The organism is Streptomyces sp. NPDC005374 (genome assembly GCF_042872225.1).
GTDB lineage: Bacteria > Actinomycetota > Actinomycetes > Streptomycetales > Streptomycetaceae > Streptomyces.
The window spans coordinates 362,739-381,822 of sequence record NZ_JBIAKA010000002.1 but is presented as its reverse complement, the minus strand read 5'-3'; the positions used below and the strand labels follow the sequence as shown (position 1 = coordinate 381,822).

General features: G+C 69.7%; 16 protein-coding genes. 6 read left to right on the top strand and 10 right to left on the bottom strand.

Annotated features, from left to right (window positions below):
• Positions 1 to 128: 128 nt before the first annotated feature.
• The 3 genes from ACFYRX_RS07195 to ACFYRX_RS07185 form a co-directional block, all read right to left on the bottom strand.
• A complete protein-coding gene (locus ACFYRX_RS07195) occupies positions 129 to 1,184 on the bottom strand; it encodes a LacI family DNA-binding transcriptional regulator (protein ID WP_389097316.1) in 1,056 nt (351 codons plus the stop codon).
• An 869-nt stretch (positions 1,185 to 2,053) separates the two neighbouring features.
• Entirely contained in the window at positions 2,054 to 3,073 is a 1,020-nt protein-coding gene (locus tag ACFYRX_RS07190; protein ID WP_389097315.1) for a pectinesterase family protein, read from the bottom strand.
• A 67-nt stretch (positions 3,074 to 3,140) separates the two neighbouring features.
• A complete protein-coding gene (locus ACFYRX_RS07185) occupies positions 3,141 to 3,863 on the bottom strand; it encodes a rhamnogalacturonan acetylesterase (protein WP_389097314.1) in 723 nt (240 codons plus the stop codon).
• Positions 3,864 to 5,060: 1,197 nt separating this feature from the next.
• Here ACFYRX_RS07185 and ACFYRX_RS07180 point away from each other — a divergent pair.
• The 3 genes from ACFYRX_RS07180 to ACFYRX_RS07170 are packed head-to-tail and all read left to right on the top strand — an operon-like array spanning position 5,061 to position 7,912.
• Positions 5,061 to 5,552 (top strand): hypothetical protein, encoded by a 492-nt coding sequence (locus tag ACFYRX_RS07180; protein ID WP_389097313.1) that lies wholly within the window; start codon positions 5,061 to 5,063, stop codon positions 5,550 to 5,552.
• A gap of 11 nt (positions 5,553 to 5,563) precedes the next feature.
• The gene (locus ACFYRX_RS07175) at positions 5,564 to 6,901 is read left to right on the top strand and encodes a Dyp-type peroxidase (protein WP_389097312.1); all 1,338 of its coding nucleotides are present in this window, start codon (positions 5,564 to 5,566) and stop codon (positions 6,899 to 6,901) included.
• A gap of 33 nt (positions 6,902 to 6,934) precedes the next feature.
• Positions 6,935 to 7,912 carry a catalase family protein gene (locus ACFYRX_RS07170; RefSeq protein ID WP_389097311.1) on the top strand — a complete coding sequence of 326 codons (978 nt, stop codon included), beginning with the start codon at positions 6,935 to 6,937 and terminating at the stop codon, positions 7,910 to 7,912.
• Between the two features lie 93 nt (positions 7,913 to 8,005).
• Here the strand turns inward: ACFYRX_RS07170 and ACFYRX_RS07165 are convergent, their stop codons facing one another.
• Genes ACFYRX_RS07165 through ACFYRX_RS07145 form a run of 5 tightly spaced genes read right to left on the bottom strand, consistent with a single transcriptional unit; the run spans position 8,006 to position 14,098 of the window.
• The gene (locus ACFYRX_RS07165) at positions 8,006 to 8,356 is read right to left on the bottom strand and encodes a DoxX family protein (protein ID WP_389097310.1); all 351 of its coding nucleotides are present in this window, start codon (positions 8,354 to 8,356) and stop codon (positions 8,006 to 8,008) included.
• On the bottom strand, positions 8,353 to 10,350 hold the full coding sequence (locus ACFYRX_RS07160) for an acetoacetate--CoA ligase (protein ID WP_389097309.1): 1,998 nt from the start codon (positions 10,348 to 10,350) through the stop codon (positions 8,353 to 8,355). The genes ACFYRX_RS07165 and ACFYRX_RS07160 overlap by 4 nt, the downstream gene beginning before the upstream one ends.
• Complete coding sequence (locus ACFYRX_RS07155) at positions 10,347 to 11,975, bottom strand: bifunctional 3-(3-hydroxy-phenyl)propionate/3-hydroxycinnamic acid hydroxylase (RefSeq protein ID WP_389097308.1); 1,629 nt, start codon at positions 11,973 to 11,975, stop codon at positions 10,347 to 10,349. Before ACFYRX_RS07155 ends, ACFYRX_RS07160 begins: the two co-directional genes overlap by 4 nt.
• A gap of 33 nt (positions 11,976 to 12,008) precedes the next feature.
• A complete protein-coding gene (locus ACFYRX_RS07150) occupies positions 12,009 to 12,947 on the bottom strand; it encodes a fumarylacetoacetate hydrolase family protein (protein ID WP_389097307.1) in 939 nt (312 codons plus the stop codon).
• Positions 12,944 to 14,098, bottom strand: a complete 1,155-nt coding sequence (locus ACFYRX_RS07145) for a VOC family protein (RefSeq protein ID WP_389097306.1) — start codon at positions 14,096 to 14,098, stop codon at positions 12,944 to 12,946. Before ACFYRX_RS07145 ends, ACFYRX_RS07150 begins: the two co-directional genes overlap by 4 nt.
• A gap of 159 nt (positions 14,099 to 14,257) precedes the next feature.
• Between ACFYRX_RS07145 and ACFYRX_RS07140 the strand changes: the two genes are divergently transcribed.
• Positions 14,258 to 14,893, top strand: a complete 636-nt coding sequence (locus ACFYRX_RS07140; protein ID WP_389097305.1) for a TetR/AcrR family transcriptional regulator — start codon at positions 14,258 to 14,260, stop codon at positions 14,891 to 14,893.
• A 16-nt stretch (positions 14,894 to 14,909) separates the two neighbouring features.
• The gene (locus tag ACFYRX_RS07135; protein ID WP_389097304.1) at positions 14,910 to 15,554 is read left to right on the top strand and encodes a TetR/AcrR family transcriptional regulator; all 645 of its coding nucleotides are present in this window, start codon (positions 14,910 to 14,912) and stop codon (positions 15,552 to 15,554) included.
• Positions 15,555 to 15,576: 22 nt separating this feature from the next.
• Here ACFYRX_RS07135 and ACFYRX_RS07130 read toward each other — a convergent pair whose 3' ends face one another.
• Both ACFYRX_RS07130 and ACFYRX_RS07125 read right to left on the bottom strand, forming a co-directional pair.
• On the bottom strand, positions 15,577 to 16,326 hold the full coding sequence (locus ACFYRX_RS07130; RefSeq protein ID WP_389097303.1) for a DUF2993 domain-containing protein: 750 nt from the start codon (positions 16,324 to 16,326) through the stop codon (positions 15,577 to 15,579).
• Positions 16,323 to 17,060, bottom strand: coding sequence for a TetR/AcrR family transcriptional regulator (locus ACFYRX_RS07125; protein ID WP_389097302.1), 738 nt, complete (start codon positions 17,058 to 17,060; stop codon positions 16,323 to 16,325). The genes ACFYRX_RS07130 and ACFYRX_RS07125 overlap by 4 nt, the downstream gene beginning before the upstream one ends.
• A 176-nt stretch (positions 17,061 to 17,236) precedes the next feature.
• Here ACFYRX_RS07125 and ACFYRX_RS07120 point away from each other — a divergent pair, with 176 nt between their 5' ends.
• The gene (locus ACFYRX_RS07120; protein WP_389097301.1) at positions 17,237 to 18,856 is read left to right on the top strand and encodes an MFS transporter; all 1,620 of its coding nucleotides are present in this window, start codon (positions 17,237 to 17,239) and stop codon (positions 18,854 to 18,856) included.
• Positions 18,857 to 19,084 lie beyond the last annotated feature (228 nt).

Genomic DNA, 19,084 nt, shown 5'->3' with positions numbered 1-19,084 from the left:
CCTTCGGTTCGGCACAGGTGTGCCTTGAGAGGGGATAGCGGGTTGTCGGCTCGCCGAGCCCGGACGGTGAGTGGCTCAGCCGTCCGGTGCGGGAGCGGAGAGTGCGCGGAAGAGAGAGCGGAGGAGGATCAGGGGTTCGTACGGGCCTCGAAGTCCGTGGCAGTGTCGGTCGGCGTGATGTCCGCGGGTGCGGTGCTCGCTCGCAACGAGATCGGCGGCACGAGCAGGTGGTGGTGGCCCGGTGTGTCGGGGTGGTCGAGCCGCTCGACGAGCAGTTCGACGGCGCGGCGGCCCATCTCCTCCGCCGGCACGTCAGCGGCGGTGAGCTGCGGGGTCACCGTCTCCGCCCACCGGCCGGCCACCACCCCGGTGACCGAGAAATCGCGTGGCACATGGCGGCCGGCCTGGGCCAGCCCGCGGTAGAGACCGCCCAGCGCGGCCTCGTTCAGCGTGACCAGCGCCGTGGTGGCGGGGTCGTCGTGCAGGATCCGCTCCAGGCAGGCCAGGCCGGAGGCGGCGTCGTCGCCGCAGCAGTACGTACGCGCGGTCACTCCGCGTTCCGCCGCCGCCTTGGTGAACCCGTCCACACCCCGGTGGGCGGACTCGTACCCGGCCCGCAGGAGCTGCTCGGGCCGGTTGACGAAGGCGATCCTGCGGTGGCCCAGGTCGGCGAGGTGGTGCACACAGGCCGCCGCCAGTGCCCTGTGGTCCAGTCCGACCCACCAGCCGCCCTCCGGGCGCGCGGTGCGGCCGATGGCGACGGAGGGGAAGCCGAGCGCGGCCAGGTGATCGACCCGGTCGTCCTCCAGTCGGATTTCCATGAGGATCGCGCCGTCGACCCGCCGCTCACCCAGCAGCCGCTGGAACGAACGGTCGCTGTCCACACCACTGGGAGAGAGCAGCACGTCGTAGTCGTGGGCCGCGGCGGCCTCGGTGACGCTGCCGATGAAGTCCAGCTGCATGCCGGTGTAGTGGTTCCCGGCCGGCGGGAAGACCAGACCGATGGTGTTGGTCCGGCCGTTGGCGAGGGCACGCGCACTCGCGTTGGGCTGGTAGCCCAGTTCGTCGATGACCCGCTGGATCTTCTGGCGGGTGTCCTCGGACACGGGACGTTTGCCGCTGAGCGCGTACGAGACGGTGCTCCGCGAGACACCAGCCCGCTTGGCAATCTCACCGATGTTCACGCAAACTCCTTGCTGTACACAGTCGAATCGGTTCGAACTTGGCTGGATGTCAGCCAGCTAACGACCGTCGAACCGGTTCGCGTGAAGTGAAGGTAGGAACAACCCGGACGCGTGTCAACGCTTCGCGCAGAATTTCTCGTAACGGCCGGAAAAGCGTCGGTGCGGGGCGTGTGGCACGGCCCCCGGGGGTTCGCGCGCGCTCACCAGCAGGCCAGGTGCGGGAACCGGCGCGATCCTGACGGTGAACGAGGACCGTTCGTCGTTGATCTCGCCGGCGACACCAGCGTGCCCTGTATGCGACGATCGCGCGGTGAGGGCTGAGCAGCGCGGCCGCCGCCGCGTCTGCACGCCCGCTCTCTCACCGGCGCCCTGCAGTTCGCCTTCGACGAGGGGGAGAGACGCCGGCGACTGCTCCGAAGGCCGCGGCTTCCCGTGCTCCGCGCTACGAGGTGATGCTGGGCGGACTGAACCCTGTGGGCTATCCGCGGCCACCCCGACGATCGGCGCCGGCGGGCCCCTCCTTCGATCAGCACCGTGACGGGGCGCAGCGACGCCACCTTCCGTCCGACGAGCTGACGCGACGGGATGCCGGCGCCTCCACCGCCATCTCTCGCCCGCTCCGGGGAGGAAGGCGCCGGCACAGCCGCGACGTCGCCGGACAATCGATCTCCGCTCACACGCGGTCAAGATCGCCCGTGGTGGAGATCATGCCGCCCTCGCCCGGGTGGACGACTCGTACGCGGTGATGTCCCTCAGGCGCCGCCGTTGGCCATCGCGCACGCTGTTCTCGCTGGCCGTCGCTCGCCATACGGCGAGTCGGCCCGTTGCCGATGACTTGCCGGCGCCCGCTTCCCCGCGTCCGGCTCCCCTTACGGCACGGGGTTCCAGCCGTCATTGCCGGCCAGGTACTTCTGGGCGGTGTAGCTCGCGGCCGTCGAGGCGCTCATCTGCGGCCGGTCGCTGGTGCCCTGGGTGGCACCGGAGCCGGAGTTGTTGTACTCCGAGAACCGGCAGGTCTTCCAGGAGAAGCCGCTCATGTCCTGCCAGGCGCCGGCCTGCCGGATATGACCGCCGATGGTGGAGTCCCGGACGAGCACCTGGCCTATCGCGTCAGTGGCGCCGCCGGCGTGCCAGCAGCGACCGAGCGCCACGGTCTGTGAGGCGGCGGTGCTCAGCAGGGTCGACCGGGTGATGAGGATGCCGTACTTGTTGCTGCTGTGGGTGGCGGCGGCGGTGATGTAGCCGTTGTTGGTACTGGCGCGGTCGAGCGAGCGGATGGTGGAGCTGTCGATGACCAGCGCCCCGTTGCCGTAGATGAAGTCGACGGCGCCCTCGATGTAGCTCTTGTAGACGTACTGGCGGACCTGGGAGCTGCCGGTGCCGCCCCAGGACAGGAAGGTGTCCTGGTAGCCGAGCATCCGGACGTTGCGGTAGAACTGCCGGTCGCCGCCCGCGTACAGGGCCAGGGCCTGACTGTCGTGGGCGGCGTAGGTGTTGGCGATCGTGAGGCCCTTGATCGTGGTGTTCGCGGCCATGTTCAGCACGGTGGCGCTGCCGGCCGTCCCGGCGGTGGAGGCCGGGGCGTTGCCGGTGATCACGACGTCGGTCGAGGTGCCCGTGGAACCCTGCAGGGTGATGCCGGACTTGCTCGACGGAATGGACACCTGACCCTGGTAGGTGCCGGCCTTGATGGTGATGACGGTTCCCGTGGAGGCGGCCGCGACGGCTGCCTGGATGGTGGTGTAGTTGCCCGACCCGTCGGCGGCGACCGTGATCGCGGTGGCGGCGGAGGCGTTGTCGGTGCCGACGGTGACCGCTGCAGACCCGATGGCTAACGCGGCAACGGTGGCGCGGACGCCGGTGAATCGGCGTTTCGTGACAAGAGGCATGTGCGGCTGCTTTCTCGTGGCCGCGCCGGGGCACGGCGGACGGATCGCCTGGAGGGGCGAAGGGTGCTCAGTAGGGTGCGGTGGTGGGCCAGACGATCGCGCTGGTGGGGATCGTGTCGCCGAGTTTCTGGAAGTCGGCCGCGGGGATGACGCCTTGGCTGCTCAGCGAGCGAGCGATCAGGCGGGCTACCTGGATCGCGCCGTAGGCCTGGAAGTGGGTGTTGTCCGCGATCCCGTCCGGGTAGTTGGGGTACGCCCCAGCCGGCAGGTTCATGAAGTAGTTCTTGGTGCCCTCGACTCCTTGCGCGTTCCACAGCCGCGTGCTGGAGGCGGTCAGGTCTATCAGCGGTACACCCTTGGCCGTGGCGAGTTCGGTCATCGCGGCCGGGTAAGCACCGTGACTGGGCGAGATGACGCCGGCGCTGTTGAAGTGGCGCCGCTCGACCGGCGTGATGAGGACCGGGTTCGCTCCCTTGGCCCTCGCCTTGTCGATGTACTGCGCCAGGTAGGACTTGTACGTCGTCGCCGGGATCGTGTACCGCGTGGGGTCGTCGGATTTCTCGTCGTTGTGCCCGAAGGAGATGAGCAAATAGTCTCCTTTCGTGATGAGGCCGAGGATGTGGTCGAGCCGGCCGAGGTCGATGAAACTCTTGGAGCTGGCGCCTGACTTGGCGACGTTCACGACCACCGCGTTGGAGTTGAAGAAGACCGGGAGGGCCTGCCCCCAGCCGGTCCGAGGGGCCTGGCCGGCGGTGTAGGTCGACGCGGTCGAGTCGCCGGCGACGTACACGTGTACCGGGGTGGCGGCATACGCGTTGGTCGTGCCGTGGCTTAAGACGATGAGTGGTAGTGCACACAAGCACACGGCCAGGGCGAGCAGCGCGCGCCAGGCGCGTGGGACAGCATGCCGAAGAGGTCGACGGCTCACGGTTGTGCTCCTCTCGATGGATCGTTGCGCGGCGGGAGCAATGACGATTCGCACCGGCAATCGGAATTCGTCGAGTGGTATTTGTCTATACGCGTGGCGAACATTTGAGGCGGCTGTGCGTGAGGTGTGCCCGTCGGAGCGTTCGACGCGCGCGCCGGCCGGGAAGCGGGCGGCGCACGCGTCGACGAGTTCGGGCGCGCGTTTAGGGCGCCGGCGGGCTTCCGCTGAACCGAGCGGTTTGGACGTCATGGTGAGCCTGGCCAGGATCGGTTCATCGGCGCCCAGTGTCGTGCTCGCTCCGAGGTCGAGCGCGTGAGCCTGGCCCCTTGAACTCGGTGCTGGTCAGGACGAGTAGGGCCCGGGCCACGTCGAAACGATCAAGCAGGTCGGCCTCGAGTTCCTGCGTCCGGGACCGCGATGTCCGCCGCCGCGAGGGCAGGGTCAAGTCGTCCCCGATGCCGGCAGTTCGGTGTCGACGTCCTTCCACCGCCCGTCCGGCTTCCCCCGGGTCGGGCCCGCGCACGACTCCGTCGAGAATGTCCGGTCCGATTCCGCGTACGTCGTCTGTGTCGTTGCTCTGCGCTGTGTCCACAGCCGCCCCGGCCGCTCTCGCTCCGACTTGCACGAGTGGCAATCCGGCCACGGTCGGAGTCGGCCACGCTCGACGGCTGCGGCGATGGTGGGCGCAGTGCCTCGACGAGCTGGGTCCGGCCGTGTAATCGATCACGCGTGGTGCATTGACATGCCGAGACTGGAAACTGATGATGTAATCAGTTATGCGGGAATGATCGGCGAGTGCGTATCGCTGAGCCTGGCGCAATGCCGAGCCGTCCTATTTGTGATGGTCTGATGTAAATCGATGATTGCATCGGCATGGCTCGATCAAGCCCCCGCACCCAGCGCCGATCAAGACGGTCGGCCCCGACGTCAAGGAGAGGCGCCATGAGTGAGAGAGACCTGCACGACCGGTTCCAGAAGCTGCCTGAGGCCCTCCGTGAGAAGGTCGACGCGACGCTGTCGGACGCGAAGATCGCGCTATAGGTCCGTGTCGGTGAGCTGTTGGCCGACAAGGAAGAGGCGGCCGAACACGCGGTCACGAGGGCCGGACGGATCGGCGCGAAGAGCGGCGAGGTGTCCGAGCTGACGACGATCCTGCCGCTGAAGCCCAATGGTGCCGAGCGGCTGCGGAAGTTTTTCAAGCTGGTGGGCGGGAACCTGGTGGGCGCCGGTCAGGTCGGCACACTGCACAACATGCGCTTCGTGTTCCTCGACAACGGCACCAAGCTGCTGTTCGCGACCGCCTTCGACGGCGAGTGGGACCCCTACATCGACGACTTCGCCACCAAGATCCCCGAGTTCATGGACTACCTGTTCAGCAACGTCGAGGGCTGGCCCGGCATCACCTCGCCGGACGTGAAGGACTTCATCGTCAAGTACCAGCTCCCGGCCGAGGCGTGGTTCGTCGCCCACCCCAACCTCACCGTCGCGGAGGCAAACCGGCTCAAGAGGCAGGACGCCACCGTGCAGAACTTCCTCACCGAGCTCAACTGAGGCAGCACACCATGCCCTCCCCTTTCCGGCGCCTGCGCCGAACCCCCACCCTGGATCTCGACGACATCCAGGCGACGTTGCTGCGGGCGCGGCCCGAGCCCTACTTCGGCACCCACGCGATCCTGGAGATCACCGAGCCGTCCGCCGGCCGGGAGCTGCTGCGCCGACTGGCCCCGCGCGTGACCTCCGCGGCCCGCTGGGACGAACCCCAGCCGTCCTGGTTCGCCCTCGCCCTCAGCTACCAGGGACTGCTGGCGCTGGGCGTGCCGGACGAGTCGCTGGCCTCCTTCCCGGCCAACTTCCGTGCCGGGATGGCCGCCCGTGCGGAGCGGTTGCGCGACACCGGCCCGAACGACCCGCGCAACGGGGAGTTCCCGTTCGGTACCCCCCGCGTGCACGTCGCAGTCAGTATCTATGCCGCGAGCGAGGACGACTGGCGCAGCGAAGTCGCCGCGTACGAAAAGGAGTTGGGCGGTGTTCCCGGCGTGCGGCTGGTGTCGCACCAGGGCTTCGCGGCCGACGGGTTCAACGTGTTCGGCTACCGGGACGGGTTCAGCCAGCCGGTGGTCGAGGGCAGCGGCGCCGAGCCGCTGCCGGGTGACGGCAAGACGATCAAGGCCGGCGAGTTCGTCCTCGGCCACCCGAGCGAGACCGGACTTCCCCTGCCCGTACCGGCCCCCGATGTCCTGGGCCGCAACGGAACCTACGTCGTCTTCCGCAAGTACCACTCCCACGTCGCCGCCTTCAACAAGTTCCTGCACGACAACGCCCGCACCGAGCAGGAACGCGAACTGCTGGCGGCCAAGCTCGTCGGCCGCTGGCGCAGCGGCGCACCGCTGGCCCTCACACCGGAGCGCGACACTCCCGCCATCGGCGAGGACCCGAAGCGGATCAACGACTTCGACTACTCCGCCGACCCGCGTGGACTACGGACCCCACTGGGCTCCCACATCCGTCGGATGAACCCGCGCGACACCAAGCTGACGGTTCTCAGCGACGTCAACATCCGCCGGATCATCCGGCGCGGCACGTCCTACGGAGAGCCCCTGCCCACGGAACGGCTCAAGGACGACGGCCGACCGCGTGGCCTGGACTTCATCGCCCTGGGTGCCCGTGCGATCGACAACGTCGAGTTCCTGCAGAGCGAGTGGGTCGGCTCCGGCAACTTCATGGGCCTGGGCAAGGAGAAGGACCCGATGATCTCGCTCCAGGACAAGGGCGCCTACTTCACCGTGCCCGGCACTCCGCCCCGCCGGGTGCAGGGCATCCAGTCCTTCAACACCCTGCTCGGCGGCGAGTACTTCTTCATGCCGAGCCTCTCCGCCATCCGCTGGCTCAGCAGCACCTGACCTGATCTCCCACCCCCGCGCGGAGGCTCCCCCGTGACCGCACCCACCTCGTACGTCCGCTACCGCCCCGACCTCGAACAGCCCTTTCCCGACGAGGACGAACTCGTCCGCCAGGTCGTCGCGGCCATGGGCAAGGCCAACCAGCAGGTCGCCGCCAAACACCGCCACGGGCTGCGCGACGCCCACGCCAAGAGCCACGGCGTCCTCGCAGGCGAACTGCGCATCCAGCAGAACCTGCCTCCCCACCTCGCCCAGGGCCTCTTCGCCGAACCGGCCGTCTACCCCGTGATCGTCCGTTACTCCTCCGCGCCCGGGGACCTGCGCTCCGACCAGGTGCCCGTGCAGCGTGGCATCGCCATCAAGGTGATCGGCGCACCCGGGCCGCGCGCCCTGGACGACGGGCACACCACCCAGGACTTCCTCCTCGTCAACCACCCCACCCTGCCCTTCGGAAACATCGGCGAGTACGCCAAGCTCCAAGGCCTGCTCGAAAAGCAGCCCGGCCAGAGCGACCAACGGCTCCAGCTCACCGGCCTGGCCGCCCGCGCCGCCGCCAAGGCCCTGACCCGGGTGGGGCGCCCGCTGCCACCGGCGGTCGAGACCCTCGCCGCCGCCAACCATCACGTCCTCGGCGAGACCTTCCACTCCATGGCCGCCCTGCGCTACGGCGACCACGTCGCCAAGATCTCGGCGACCCCCCGCTCGGCCGACGTCAAGGCGCTCACCAGTAGCCCCGTCGACAAGAAGGCCGGCGAGTCGGCCCTGCGCGACCTCGTCGTCGACTTCTTCGCGGACCACAGCGCCGAGTACGACCTGCGGGCCCAACTGTGCGTCGACGTCGACCGGATGCCGGTGGAGGACGCCTCCGTGCCGTGGCCGGAGGAACTCTCGCCCCACGAGGTCGTTGCCGTGCTGCATCTGCCCGCGCAGGACGCCTCCAGCGACTTCCGCCACCGCTTCAACGGGGTCGAACGGCAGGAGCCGACGGACATCAAGGAGCTTCCCTCCTGAACCCGGAGCAGTGAACACCCCAAGGCCACCCCGTCACGGATCCGGCGGGGTGGCCTTGAGCATGGGAAGGGACCGAGTGCGACGGTCCCATGGTCAAACGGTCGCCGACAAAGCGACGTAGACCGCGGCCGCCAGGGCCAGCACGGCGGCCGGCAGAGCCCGTACCGGCGGGTCGCCATGGCGCAGGTGGACGACGGCGGCTCCGGCCATCAACAACGCAAGCCCCGTCGCGGCGACGACACCGAGGGTGGTCACGGTCAGCCCCAGCAACAGCCCGGCCACGCCGGCCACCTCCAGGACGCCGACGATGCGGTAGAAGCCCGGCGACATGTCGAAGTGGGCCGCCGCCTGGCGCATGACCGGCAGGGCGGCGATCTTCGCCACGCCCAGCGGAAGGAGGATCAGGGCCAGGACGACGGCGGTGGTGATCTGTGCCGCTCTCACGCCGGGGCCTTTCGGCTGCGGCGTTCGGCGCCGAGGCGGGCGTAGTAGGCGATGAGTTCCGGAGCGTCCAGGGCGGCGGGGTTGACGACCTGCTCGACGGCGGCGCCCTGGAGCAGGCGTTTGACCGGGACCTCGAGTTTCTTGCCGGTACGGGTGTGCGGGATGGCCGGGACCTCGATGATCTCGTCCGGGACGTGGCGGGGTGAGGCGCCGGTGCGGATGGCCTCCCGGATGCGGTCGCGCAGTGCTTCGTCGAGGGTCACGCCGGCCGCGGGGACCACGAACAAGGGCATCCAGTAGCCGCCGTCCGGTTCCTCCGCGCCGATGACCAGCGCCTCGGTGATCTCCGGGAGGCGCTCCACGACGTCGTGGATGTCGGCGCTGCCGAGCCGTACGCCGTTGCGGTTCAGTGTGCTGTCTGAGCGGCCGTGGACGATCACCGAGCCGTGGGGGGTGTGGGTGATCCAGTCGCCGTGCCGCCACACACCGGGGTACGCGGAGAAGTAGGCGTCGTGGTAGCGGGCGCCGTCGGGGTCGTTCCAGAAGTACAGGGGCATCGACGGCATGGGACGGGTGACGACCAGCTCGCCGACCTGGTCGACCACCGGCCGGCCTTCCGCGTCGTAGGCGGCGAGTGCCACACCCAGGTGCGGGGCCGACAACTCACCTGCCCAGACAGGGGCGTTGGGCGCACTGCCGGCGAAGCCGGAGACGATGTCCGTGCCGCCGCTGATGGAGGCGAGCAGGACATGACCGCCGACGTGGTCGCGGACCCAGGGGTAGGCGGAGGCGGGCAGCGCGGAGCCGGTGCAGCCGACGACGCGGATCGACGACAGGTCGTGCACGGACGGGTCGATGCCGAACTTGGCCATGCCCAGCAGGTACTGGGGGCTGGTGCCGAAGACGGTGACGCGGTGGCGGGAGGCGAGTTCCCACAAGACGTCGGGGCGGGTGAGCGGGGCGGGGCTGCCGTCGTAGGTGCAGGTGGTCGCGCCGGTCAAAAGGGTGGAGGCGACCAGGTTCCACATCATCCAGTGGGTGGTCGTGTACCAGAGCAGTCGGTCGCCGGGGCCCAGGTCGGACTGCAGGCCGAGGGTCTTGAGGTGCTCGATGAGGACGCCACCATGGCCGTGCACGATGCCCTTGGGCAGGCCGGTGGTGCCGGAGGAGAAGACGACCCACAGGGGGTGGTCGAACGGCACGGGTGTGCACGCCAGTTGCTCGGTGCGGGTGGCGGCGTCCTCCCAAGGCATGACCAGTGAGGGGTAGTTCCGCGAGGGCCAGGGCAGGCCGACGTGGTCGACCAGCACGGTGGCCTTCAACGTCGGCAGTGCGGTGACCAGTTCGAGGGTGGCGTCGCGGCGGTCATGGGCGGTGCCGTTGAACAGGTAGCCGTCCGCGGCGATCAGGACGGTGGGTTCGAGCTGCGCGAAGCGGTCGGCGGCGGCCTTGGGAGCGTAGTCCTGGCCGCACACCGACCACACGGCTCCGAGGCCGGCCGCGGCGAGGAACGCCACGATCGCGTGCGGGGTGTTGGGCAGGTAGCCGACGACCCGGTCGCCCATGCCGACGCCGAGGTCGCGCAGGGTCGCGGAGACGGAGGCGACCTGGGCGCGCAGTCGCTCCCCGGTGATCTCGTATGCCGAGCCGGTCTCGTCGAGGGCGACGATCGCCACCTCGTCGTCCGCGAGGTTGCGCAGGGCGTGGTGGGCGTAGTTGAGGGTGGCGCCCTCGAACCACCGGGCGCCGGGCATGGCCTCCTCGCCCAGCACCCGTTCGTACGAGGTGTTCGCCTCGATGTCGAAGTACTCCCACACCGCGCCCCAGAAGCCCTCGAGGTCGGTGACCGACCAGCGATGCAGTGCGGCATAGTCGGTGAGGTCGGCGTCGACCCCCCAGTGCTGGGAGGCCCAGCGGCCGAAGTCGACGATGCGGCTGGCGGTCGCGGCCTGTGGATCGGGGGTGAAGAAGGGGGGCGGATACGGCGTGGTCATCGCGTCATGCTCCTCAACAGGCTTTTCTCAACGATGTGTTGGGACGGAAGGGGGCTTCGGGTGGTGTGCAGCAGGGATGCCCAGCCGGCCGTGTCCGTGAAGTCGTGGCCGCCGGGCGGGACGACGTCCATCACGATCCGGTCCGGTCGCAGCAGTACGGCGTCCGCCCGCCCCTCGCGCAGCCAGGCGGCGAGGCGGCCGTCGTCGCCGAGGCCGGCCACGGAGACGGTCCGGGCGCCGAGGCCGTCGGCGACCGCCCGCAGCGAGGGCGAGGGCACGGCGGTCAGCACGGTGAAGGAGTCGCCGAGCAGGTCGTCTAGGCGGGAGCGCCGTCCGTCGACAGTCACCCACGGCTGAGGGCAGAAGGTGCCCGCGAGACCGCGGCCGCCCCGACGGGGCCGACGGCGGACGAGTGGGCCCGCGGCCAGGGTGGGACTGAGGTCGCGTGCGGCCGCCGTACTCAGACCCGGGACGCGGCACGCGGCGCTCAGGAGGCCACGGCGGATGGCGGCGGCGCCGTCCTGGCCGCCGGTCATGGCCCAGCCCATGGCGACCGCGAGCCGTATCACATGGCGGGCGTGCGGCTTGCGTTCGCTTTCGTACGTCTCCAACAGCCGTTCAGCGGCGCCCTGTCGGAGGACGCGGGCCAGCTTCCAGGAGAGGTTGTAGGCGTCGCGCAGGCCGGCGCACAGTCCCTGCCCGATGAAGGGCGGGGTCTGGTGCGCGGCGTCGCCGAGGAGGAAGACCCGGCCGTGGCTCCAGCGGTCCGCGATACGGGCCCGGAAGGTGTACTGCGCCTGCCGCACCAGTTCGAAGTCGGCGCCGGGCGCGAGGTCCACCCAGGGGGCGGTCAGCTCCCGCAACCGCTCGTGGTCCAGTTCCGAGTCGTCCGGCAGCCGGAACTCCCAGCGGTAGCGGTCCTCACTGACGCGCATGAAGGTGGCCGGCCGGTGCGGGTCGCAGATCTGCTCGACACCCTCCCAGCAGCGGACCGGGAGGCTGGTGCGCACGTCGATGACCGTCCAGCGTTCCTCGAAGCGCAGGTCCTCCCATGTGGCACCGATGGCGTCGCGGGTGAGGCTGTTCGCACCGTCGCAGCCCAGGACGGCGTCCGCCCGCACGATGTGTTCGCCCTCGTCGTCGCGGTAGGTCACCCGGGCCGGACCGTCGCCGTCCTGTTCCACGCCGGTGACTTCCACGCCGCCGCGCAGTTCGCACTCCGGGGTGCGGGTGAGGGCGTCGCGGAGCACCCGTTCCAGCTCGGGCTGGTCGAACATGCTGGTCTGCGGGAAGCCGTGGGCCCCCTGTGCGGCGCGTGGGAACTCGGCCATCACCCGGTGCCGGGCATCCAGCAGCCGCAGCCCCCGCGCGGGGCGGGCGATGGCGGTGAACTCCTCCTGCACCCCCGCGGCCTGGAGGATGCGGCGCACCTCGTCGTCGGTGGCGACGGCGCGGGGCAGGGGGTAGACGTCGTGGTGGCGTTCGAGGACGACGGTCCTCACGCCACGCCGGGCCAGCAGGAGGGCGGCGGTCACGCCCACGGGTCCGGCTCCGACGATCACCACGGGCACGTGTCCGGGCCGGGGCGCGGTGTCCCGTGGTCCGGTGGCCTGGTCGGCGGTCATGTGCGGCTCACTTCGGGGATCGGTTCGCGTCGGTCATGTCGCGTCGGTGACGGGGGTGCGCTGCTCACCCAGGTCGATCCGCCCGTCCGGCGTGGCGATCGTCGCGGTGATCAGGTCGCCCTGGTGCAGGTAGCGCGGGTTCTTGGCCTGGTTCTTGAAGAACACCTTCCACTTCAGCGCGGGCGGCAGGAGCGCGCCGAGCTTCTCCACGGCCTTCGGCGGAGCCTTCAGAGCCGTGCCGCCGGGAGTGCCGGTCAGCAGCAGGTCGCCGGGGGCCAGGGTCTGGAAGCGGGCGAGCAGGGTCAGCGCCTGTGCCGGGCGGACGATCATGTCGGCGAGGGTGCGGTCCTGGCGCAGGTCACCGTTGACGGACAGCTTCAGCCGCAGGTCGAGGAGGTGGGTGAAGTCCTCGGGCTCCAGCAAAGTCAGGTAGGGGCCGGTGGGTGTGAAGGTCGGGTACGACTTGCTCTCGTAGAACTGCGTCTTGGTCAGCTGGACCTCACGGGCGCTGACGTCGTTGGTGAGCACGAGACCGGCGACGTAGGCGGGAAGGTCCCGGTCCTCAATGACGGTGCCGACCGGAAGGGGCGCGCCCATGACCAGGCCGAGCTCGATCTCGTAGTCGAGGAACTTCACGTGCTTCGGCCGGACGATGCTCTCGTGGGGGCCGCTGACCGAGCCGGACGCCTTGCGGAAGAAGGCGGGCGGGATGTCGCCGGTGAAGCCCGAGTCGCGGGCGTGGCTGCGGTAGTTGACCATCTGGGCGACCACCCGGCAGGGGGTGGTGACGGGGGACAGGGCGACCAGATCGGCCACGGGCGTACCCGCCTCGCCCGAGTCGGCGGCCTCCGCTACGGCGGTCCGGTCGGCCAGTAGCTCGGCGGTGGTGACGGCCTTGGTGTCGATGCGGACGGCGCGCGCGTCGCGCACCACCCACCAGCCGTCGGCGGTGCGCAGGACGTTGGTGCTCATGAGTTCATCGCTTTCAGCAGGCCCAGCAGCCGCGCCGGGTCGAGTTCGTTGTCGCCGCGCAGGGCGTGCATGACCTCGCGGAGCTTGGCGGGGGACGGATTCGTACCGAGGAAGTCGCGGGAGGCGGGCGGCCCCCACTGGGCGAGTCCGCTGGCCGACATGGGCGACCAGCCGGGCTCGACGTCGCAGGAGAACAGGTCGCCGTCGGCGAAGTGCTCCAGCAGGAAGCGGTCCGGGTCACGCCAGTAGTCGAACAACTGGCTGCCCTTGACGTGCCGGCCGATCCCCCAGCTGCGCTCGTAGCCACGCTCGCCGAGGTACTCCCCGCCCGCGGCGATCGCGTCGAGGTCGGTGACCTGGTAGGCGGAGTGGACGTAGCCGTTGCCGGGGCCGAGATGCAGGGCCAGCGTGTGGTGATCGGCCGGCTCGCTTCCCAGGTCGCAGCGGATGAACGCCATCACCGGACCTCGGTCGCGCTGACCGTCCAGGAAGTGGAAGTCGCTGACGATCATGCCGAGCGTGTCCAGGTACCAGTCCAGAGCCCTTCGGAAAACGCGGGTCTCGAGCACCATGTGCCCGAGCCGCTGGACGCGCGACGGCTCCCGCGGTGGACGCTGCGTCGCGTTGACGCGGCGGTGATCAGTGCCGAAGTTGAGGAGCTGCGGCTGCTGTTCGGGCAGGGCGTGTAGTTCCTCGCCGCAGTGCACGACCCGTACGGGCAGACCGGACGGGTCGAGCAGGTCGACCGTCCGGCCGCCGCCCGGGACATCGGCCTCCCGCACCGCGTTGCCGGTGACGCGCGCCAGCCGGTTCAGGTCGGCGCGCTCGGCCGCGCGGAACGCCGGACCGATGAAGCGGCTGGCACGTCCCTTGCGGATCACCATGCACGGTGAGCCGGCGAAGGTGCCACGCAGCCACAGGTCCCGCTCCGTGCGGGCGGCGACCTGGAAGCCGAAGTCATGGGCGAACACCTCGGCCCGGTCCAGGTCGGGCTTCTCGAACTCCAGCCAGGCCAGGTCGGCGACCTTGATCACCGGGTTGCGGGACCGTCCGGAGTGCTCGCCGCGCAGGGCGCCTTCCTCACTGTGGAGGTCCTGATGGGCCGTCCTGACGTCGTGGTCGCCGACTGCGTTGACGCGAGTTTCGGACATGGTGTCCTCCAAGCAACATTGCTGTAATGAGGAAATCATCAACCTTGACTCTTGGATCGTCAATAGCGAGGACGGGTATCGGTGATAATTGCATCAGATATGCACTGATTGCTTCATCAGATCTGTGGTGCAAGGGTTCTCGCAGGTAGACTCGCGCGTATGCCGACATCAGCTCCGCCCCGTAACCGCTTCGAACGGCGCCGCGCAGAGACCCGTCAGGCGCTCGTCCGCGCGGCCCGGCAGATACTTGCCGAGACCGGCGACACCAGCGCCAGCATCCAGGCGATCGCCGAACGCGCCGACGTGGGCTTCGGCTCCTTCTACAACCACTTCGAATCGAAGACGGAGCTGTTCGACGCGGCCGTCGTGGACGCTCTCGAAGAGCTCGGCCAGACCTTCGACGAGCACCTGCGGGACGTGGACGACCCGGCGGAACTCGTCGCGGCGGGCCTCCGCCTCAGTGCGCGCCTGGCCGACTCCCGACCGGAACTCATGCAGGTCCTGCGCCACCGCGGCCTCGGCCACATCCACTCCCACTCGGGCCTGGCCCCGCGCGCCGTACGGGACCTGGAGGCCGGCATCGCCTCCGGCCGTTTCACCACGGGGGACCCGACCGTCGCCCTGACCGCTCTGGGCGGCTCCCTCCTGGCGCTGGTGGAACTGCGGTTCGCCCGCCCGGATCTCGACGGCGACGAGGCTGCCTCGAACCTGGCCGAGATGCTGCTGCGTATGCTCGGCGTCCCGCCGGAGGACGCCCATGACGTGTCCCGGCGCCCACTGCCCGACCTCGACTGACAAGGGACCGACCGCTGTGCCGAAACCTGTCGTCCGCGAACCGCTGCGAAGCAACTCGCGTTCCAACCGGGCCCGTATCCTCGCCACCGCCCGGCAGGAACTGGGCCGGAACCCCGACGTGACCCTGGAGGAGATCGCGAGGGCCGCCGGTGTGGTCCGTCGTACGCTCTTCGGGCATTTCCCGGGGCGGGCGGCTCTCGTGGACGCTCTCGCCGACGAAGCGTCCGAGGCCCTGCGCGGCACCGCTGCCCACGCGCCCGGGACCGAGGAGACGCCCCAACGTGCCCTGGCCCGCTTCGTCCTGTCGATCTGGCCGGTCGGAGATCGCTACCGGCTGCTCCTCGCGCTCGCCCGCCAGGACCTGGGCACGGCACGCGTGTCCGAGATCCTCGCCCCGGCCCGCGACGAGGCGACGGCCATCCTTGAGCGAGGACAGACTGAAGGGGCGTTTCACGACCACCTGCCGGCGCCGGTGCTCAGCGCCGCCCTGGAAGCCCTGACGCTCTCCCTGCTGGAGAGCGTCAACACCGGAACCTGGGAGGACGACGGGACCCGCACCGCTGTCGCCACTCTGGTCGCGGCGGGCGTGACCGAGCAGTCGGCGACCGCGATCGTGGATGCCGTGGCGTCGGAGCTGCGAGCCGAAGCCTCCGACGGCTGACTCCACGGCGCCTCCCGGGGCGTCACACGGACGACGAACTCGGGTGGAAGGTGACCGCTTCACCGGTGAAGCGTGCGTCGACTCCGTTCTCCGTGGCGGCGACCGACCTCAGGTGCAGTCCCTCGGGGACGTTCTGCAGGGGGACGGGTTCTCGCAGTGCCGTGTCGAGCAACGCCTTGGCGGGAGGGGTCAGTTCACCCTGGGTGACTCGGGCGTCGGTGAAGGCGATACGGTTCCTGCTCGCCGCCGATACGGCGGTGCTCACAGTCACCTCGCCGACGAGCGGCAGGCGGACCTTCACGTCGACCCGGCCCGGCTCGTCACCCGGCGAGACGTCCAGGCCCAGCGCGTTCGACACGTCCTCGTACGACAGGAACGCGATCGCCTCGACGCTGCGCGCGTGAGCCTCGTCGGCGCTCCCCGAAGTCCTCAGCCCGTCCAGGCCGACGGTCAGCTTTGTCACCGGTAGCGGCCGGCTCGTTCCACTTGCCGGGATGTCGTGTGCAGCGATGTCGACGTGTCGCAGGCTGCCCTCGGCCAGCTGTGTCAGTACCGGAAAACCACTGACGTGCACCGAAGGCTGCTCCGGGGTCTCCAAGCCCTCCTGGAACGCCTTCGCCGTACGGCTCTCCGCGCGGGCCGCGGCAACACGGTCGACGGCGACGGCGCCCACCAGCAACGTCGTCAGGGACGTCGCGGCGATGATCCTGCGCCGCCTCCAGGGGGCCGGCGAGCACGCGGTTCCATCATCGCCGCGACGAGGCTCACTCATGGGTTCGTCGCCGTACTGGGACCGGTACATGGTCTTCCTCCCGGGAAGTGATCAACGGTTGTGCGAACCAGCCGGTGAGCCGGTTTCGAACGAGGCTTCCCGGTGCTGACGGGCCCGGTGCGGACGAGTTGACGGACCTGTGCGACCGCGAGGTCACCATCCGCCCCCACCGCGATCAGGGCTGCCGTCGCGGAGCGCGTGCCGTCGTCGCGCCAGGTTCCGGCGTTCACGCACTCCAGGAGTGCCAGCAGGTGTCCTTCGACTGCCCGGCTCAGCGGCCCGGGCGGGACGTTGCTGTGGAAGACACCTTGGCGCTGCCCCCGGGCGATGATCGCGGTCGCCATGTCGCGGGCCGGGGCGAGGAGTTCGTTCACGCGCTCCGTCCCCAGGTCCTGGGGCGAGAGCCTCAGCAGAGTGCGGTACCGGTCGCCGACGGGCCACAGGGCCAGGACGAAGCGTGCCATGGCCGCGATCGCGTCGGGATCGGGGACTTTCACGGGAGTCAGTGCGCGTCGCAGCGCCTGCGTGGCGTCCGCGACCAGCCCCTCGATCACCGCGGACCGGCCGGCGAAGTGGCCGTAGACGGTGCGACGTACCACTCCGGCCGCCCCGGCGATGTGGTCGAGGCTGCTGTCGGGATCGCGCCCGAGTTCCTGTCTTGCCGCTTCGAGGATGCGGGCCCGCGTGAGCTGTGCCCGGCGGTCCTCGCCGCCTGCGACGTGCGGTCCGGTCATGTCAGACCTCCGGTCGAGGGTGGGCGGGAATCCGCATACTTGCACATCGGCGGGCAATAAACTAGTCTGCACATCGACGGGCAAGTAAGTGCCCTGCCTCCGATGTCGCGGTCACTCGCACCGCACCTGGCGACCCATCCCCTTGAAGCTGCCGCTTCGCCCCCGAGGAGCTCCCGATGCCGCTCATCGCCAATACGCCCGCCGAGAAGACGGCGGGGCCCTACGCACGACGCTGGTGGGCTTTGCTGGTGCTGTGCCTGAGTCTGCTGATCGTCGTCATGGCGAACACGTCGCTGATCGTCGCGGCGCCGGACATGACGAAGGACCTCGGCCTGTCCAGCAGTGACCTGCAGTGGGTCATCGACGGCTACACCGTCCCGTACGCCGCACTGATGCTGTTGCTGGGCTCGATCGGCGACAAATACAGCCGTCGCGGTGCGCTGATCCTGGGTCTGCTGATCTTCGCCGCCGGCTCGGTGATGGGCGGTCTGGTCGACGAAACCGGACTGGTCATCATCGCTCGCGCGATCATGGGCGTGGGCGCCGCCGTCGTCATGCCGGCCACCCTCTCCCTGCTCGTCGCGATCTTCCCGAGGGCGGAGCGCGCCAAGGCCATCACGGCCTGGAGCGCCACCTCCGGACTCGCCATCGCTGCCGGTCCGCTGTCCGCCGGCTGGCTGCTGGAGAGCCACGCCTGGGGCTCGACCTTCTTGATGAACGTCCCCCTCGCGGCCCTCGGCGTCGTCGGAGCGCTGCTTCTGGTACCGCCGTCGAAGGCCGAGAAGATGGGCGGCATCGACTATGTGGGCGGTCTGCTGTCGATCGTCACCGTCGGCAGTCTGGTCTACGCGACCATCGAAGGCCCGCACTTCGGCTGGGGCACCGGCCCGATCACCGCGGCCGTGGTTGCCGGCGTCGGCCTTCCGGCCTTCGTCGCCTGGGAGCTGCGCCACCCCCACCCCATGCTGAACGTACGCAAGTTCAGGGAGCGCCCCTTCAGCGGCTCCATGCTCGCGGTGCTGTTCTTCTTCTTCGGCACCTTCGGCTCGATCTACTACTCCACCCAGTTCCTCCAGTTCGTCCTCGGCTACAACGCGCTCGACACCGGCATACGACTGGTGCCGCTGGCCGGAGCCGTGTTCCTCGGCGCCGCGGTGACCGGGCGAATCGCCCCGAAGCTGGGCGCGAAGCTGGTGGTGGGGGCCGGCATGGTGCTCGGGACCACGGGCGCCCTTCTGCTCACGCGGATCGAGTCGGGCTCGACCTACGCCGACTTCCTGGCCCCGCTGCTGCTGCTCGGCTTCGCGATCGGTCTGAGCGTGTCCCCGGCCACGGACACCATCATGGGCTCGTTCCCGGAGTCGGAGCTGGGCGTCGGCGGCGGCGCCAACGACACCGCGCTGGAACTCGGTGCTTCCCTGGGCATCGCCATCCTCGGTTCGCTCCTCGCCACGTCCTACAAGGACAAGCTGACCGACCTGGTCGGCGGCCATCTCCCGGCCGCCGCGATGGACACCGCCAAGGACTCGGTGGGCGGCGGCCTCGCCGTCGCCGAACAGGTCGCGAAGGAGCCGGGCGGCGGACCCCAGCAGGCCCAGACCCTGGTCGACGCGGTGCACGAGTCCTTCGCCCACGCCATCGCCCACACCAGCCTCATCGGCGGGATCATCATGGCCGCCGGAACCGTGGTCGTCCTGCTGGTCCTGCCCGGCCGCCAGGCCGCCGGCAAGCACCACCAGGAGCCGGTGGCAGCGGATGCCGACCGCGACGAGGAGCACGCCGACGCCGCCCATTGAGCGGGTCCGAAGCCCAGGGGTAGCGACCTCTGGGCTTCGGCGGCTCCGTGCCGTTGGGGAAGGTATTCGTAGGGTCAACCCATAGGCACAGGACTTGCGTTGGCTCCACATTCGGCCGTACTCGACCTGCTGCACAACACAGGGCCCGCTCCGAATGGGTAAGCGTCACCCCCGCAATCGTCCCGGGTGGGGCGCTCTGATGCTGACTTTTGCTGACTTTATCGGACT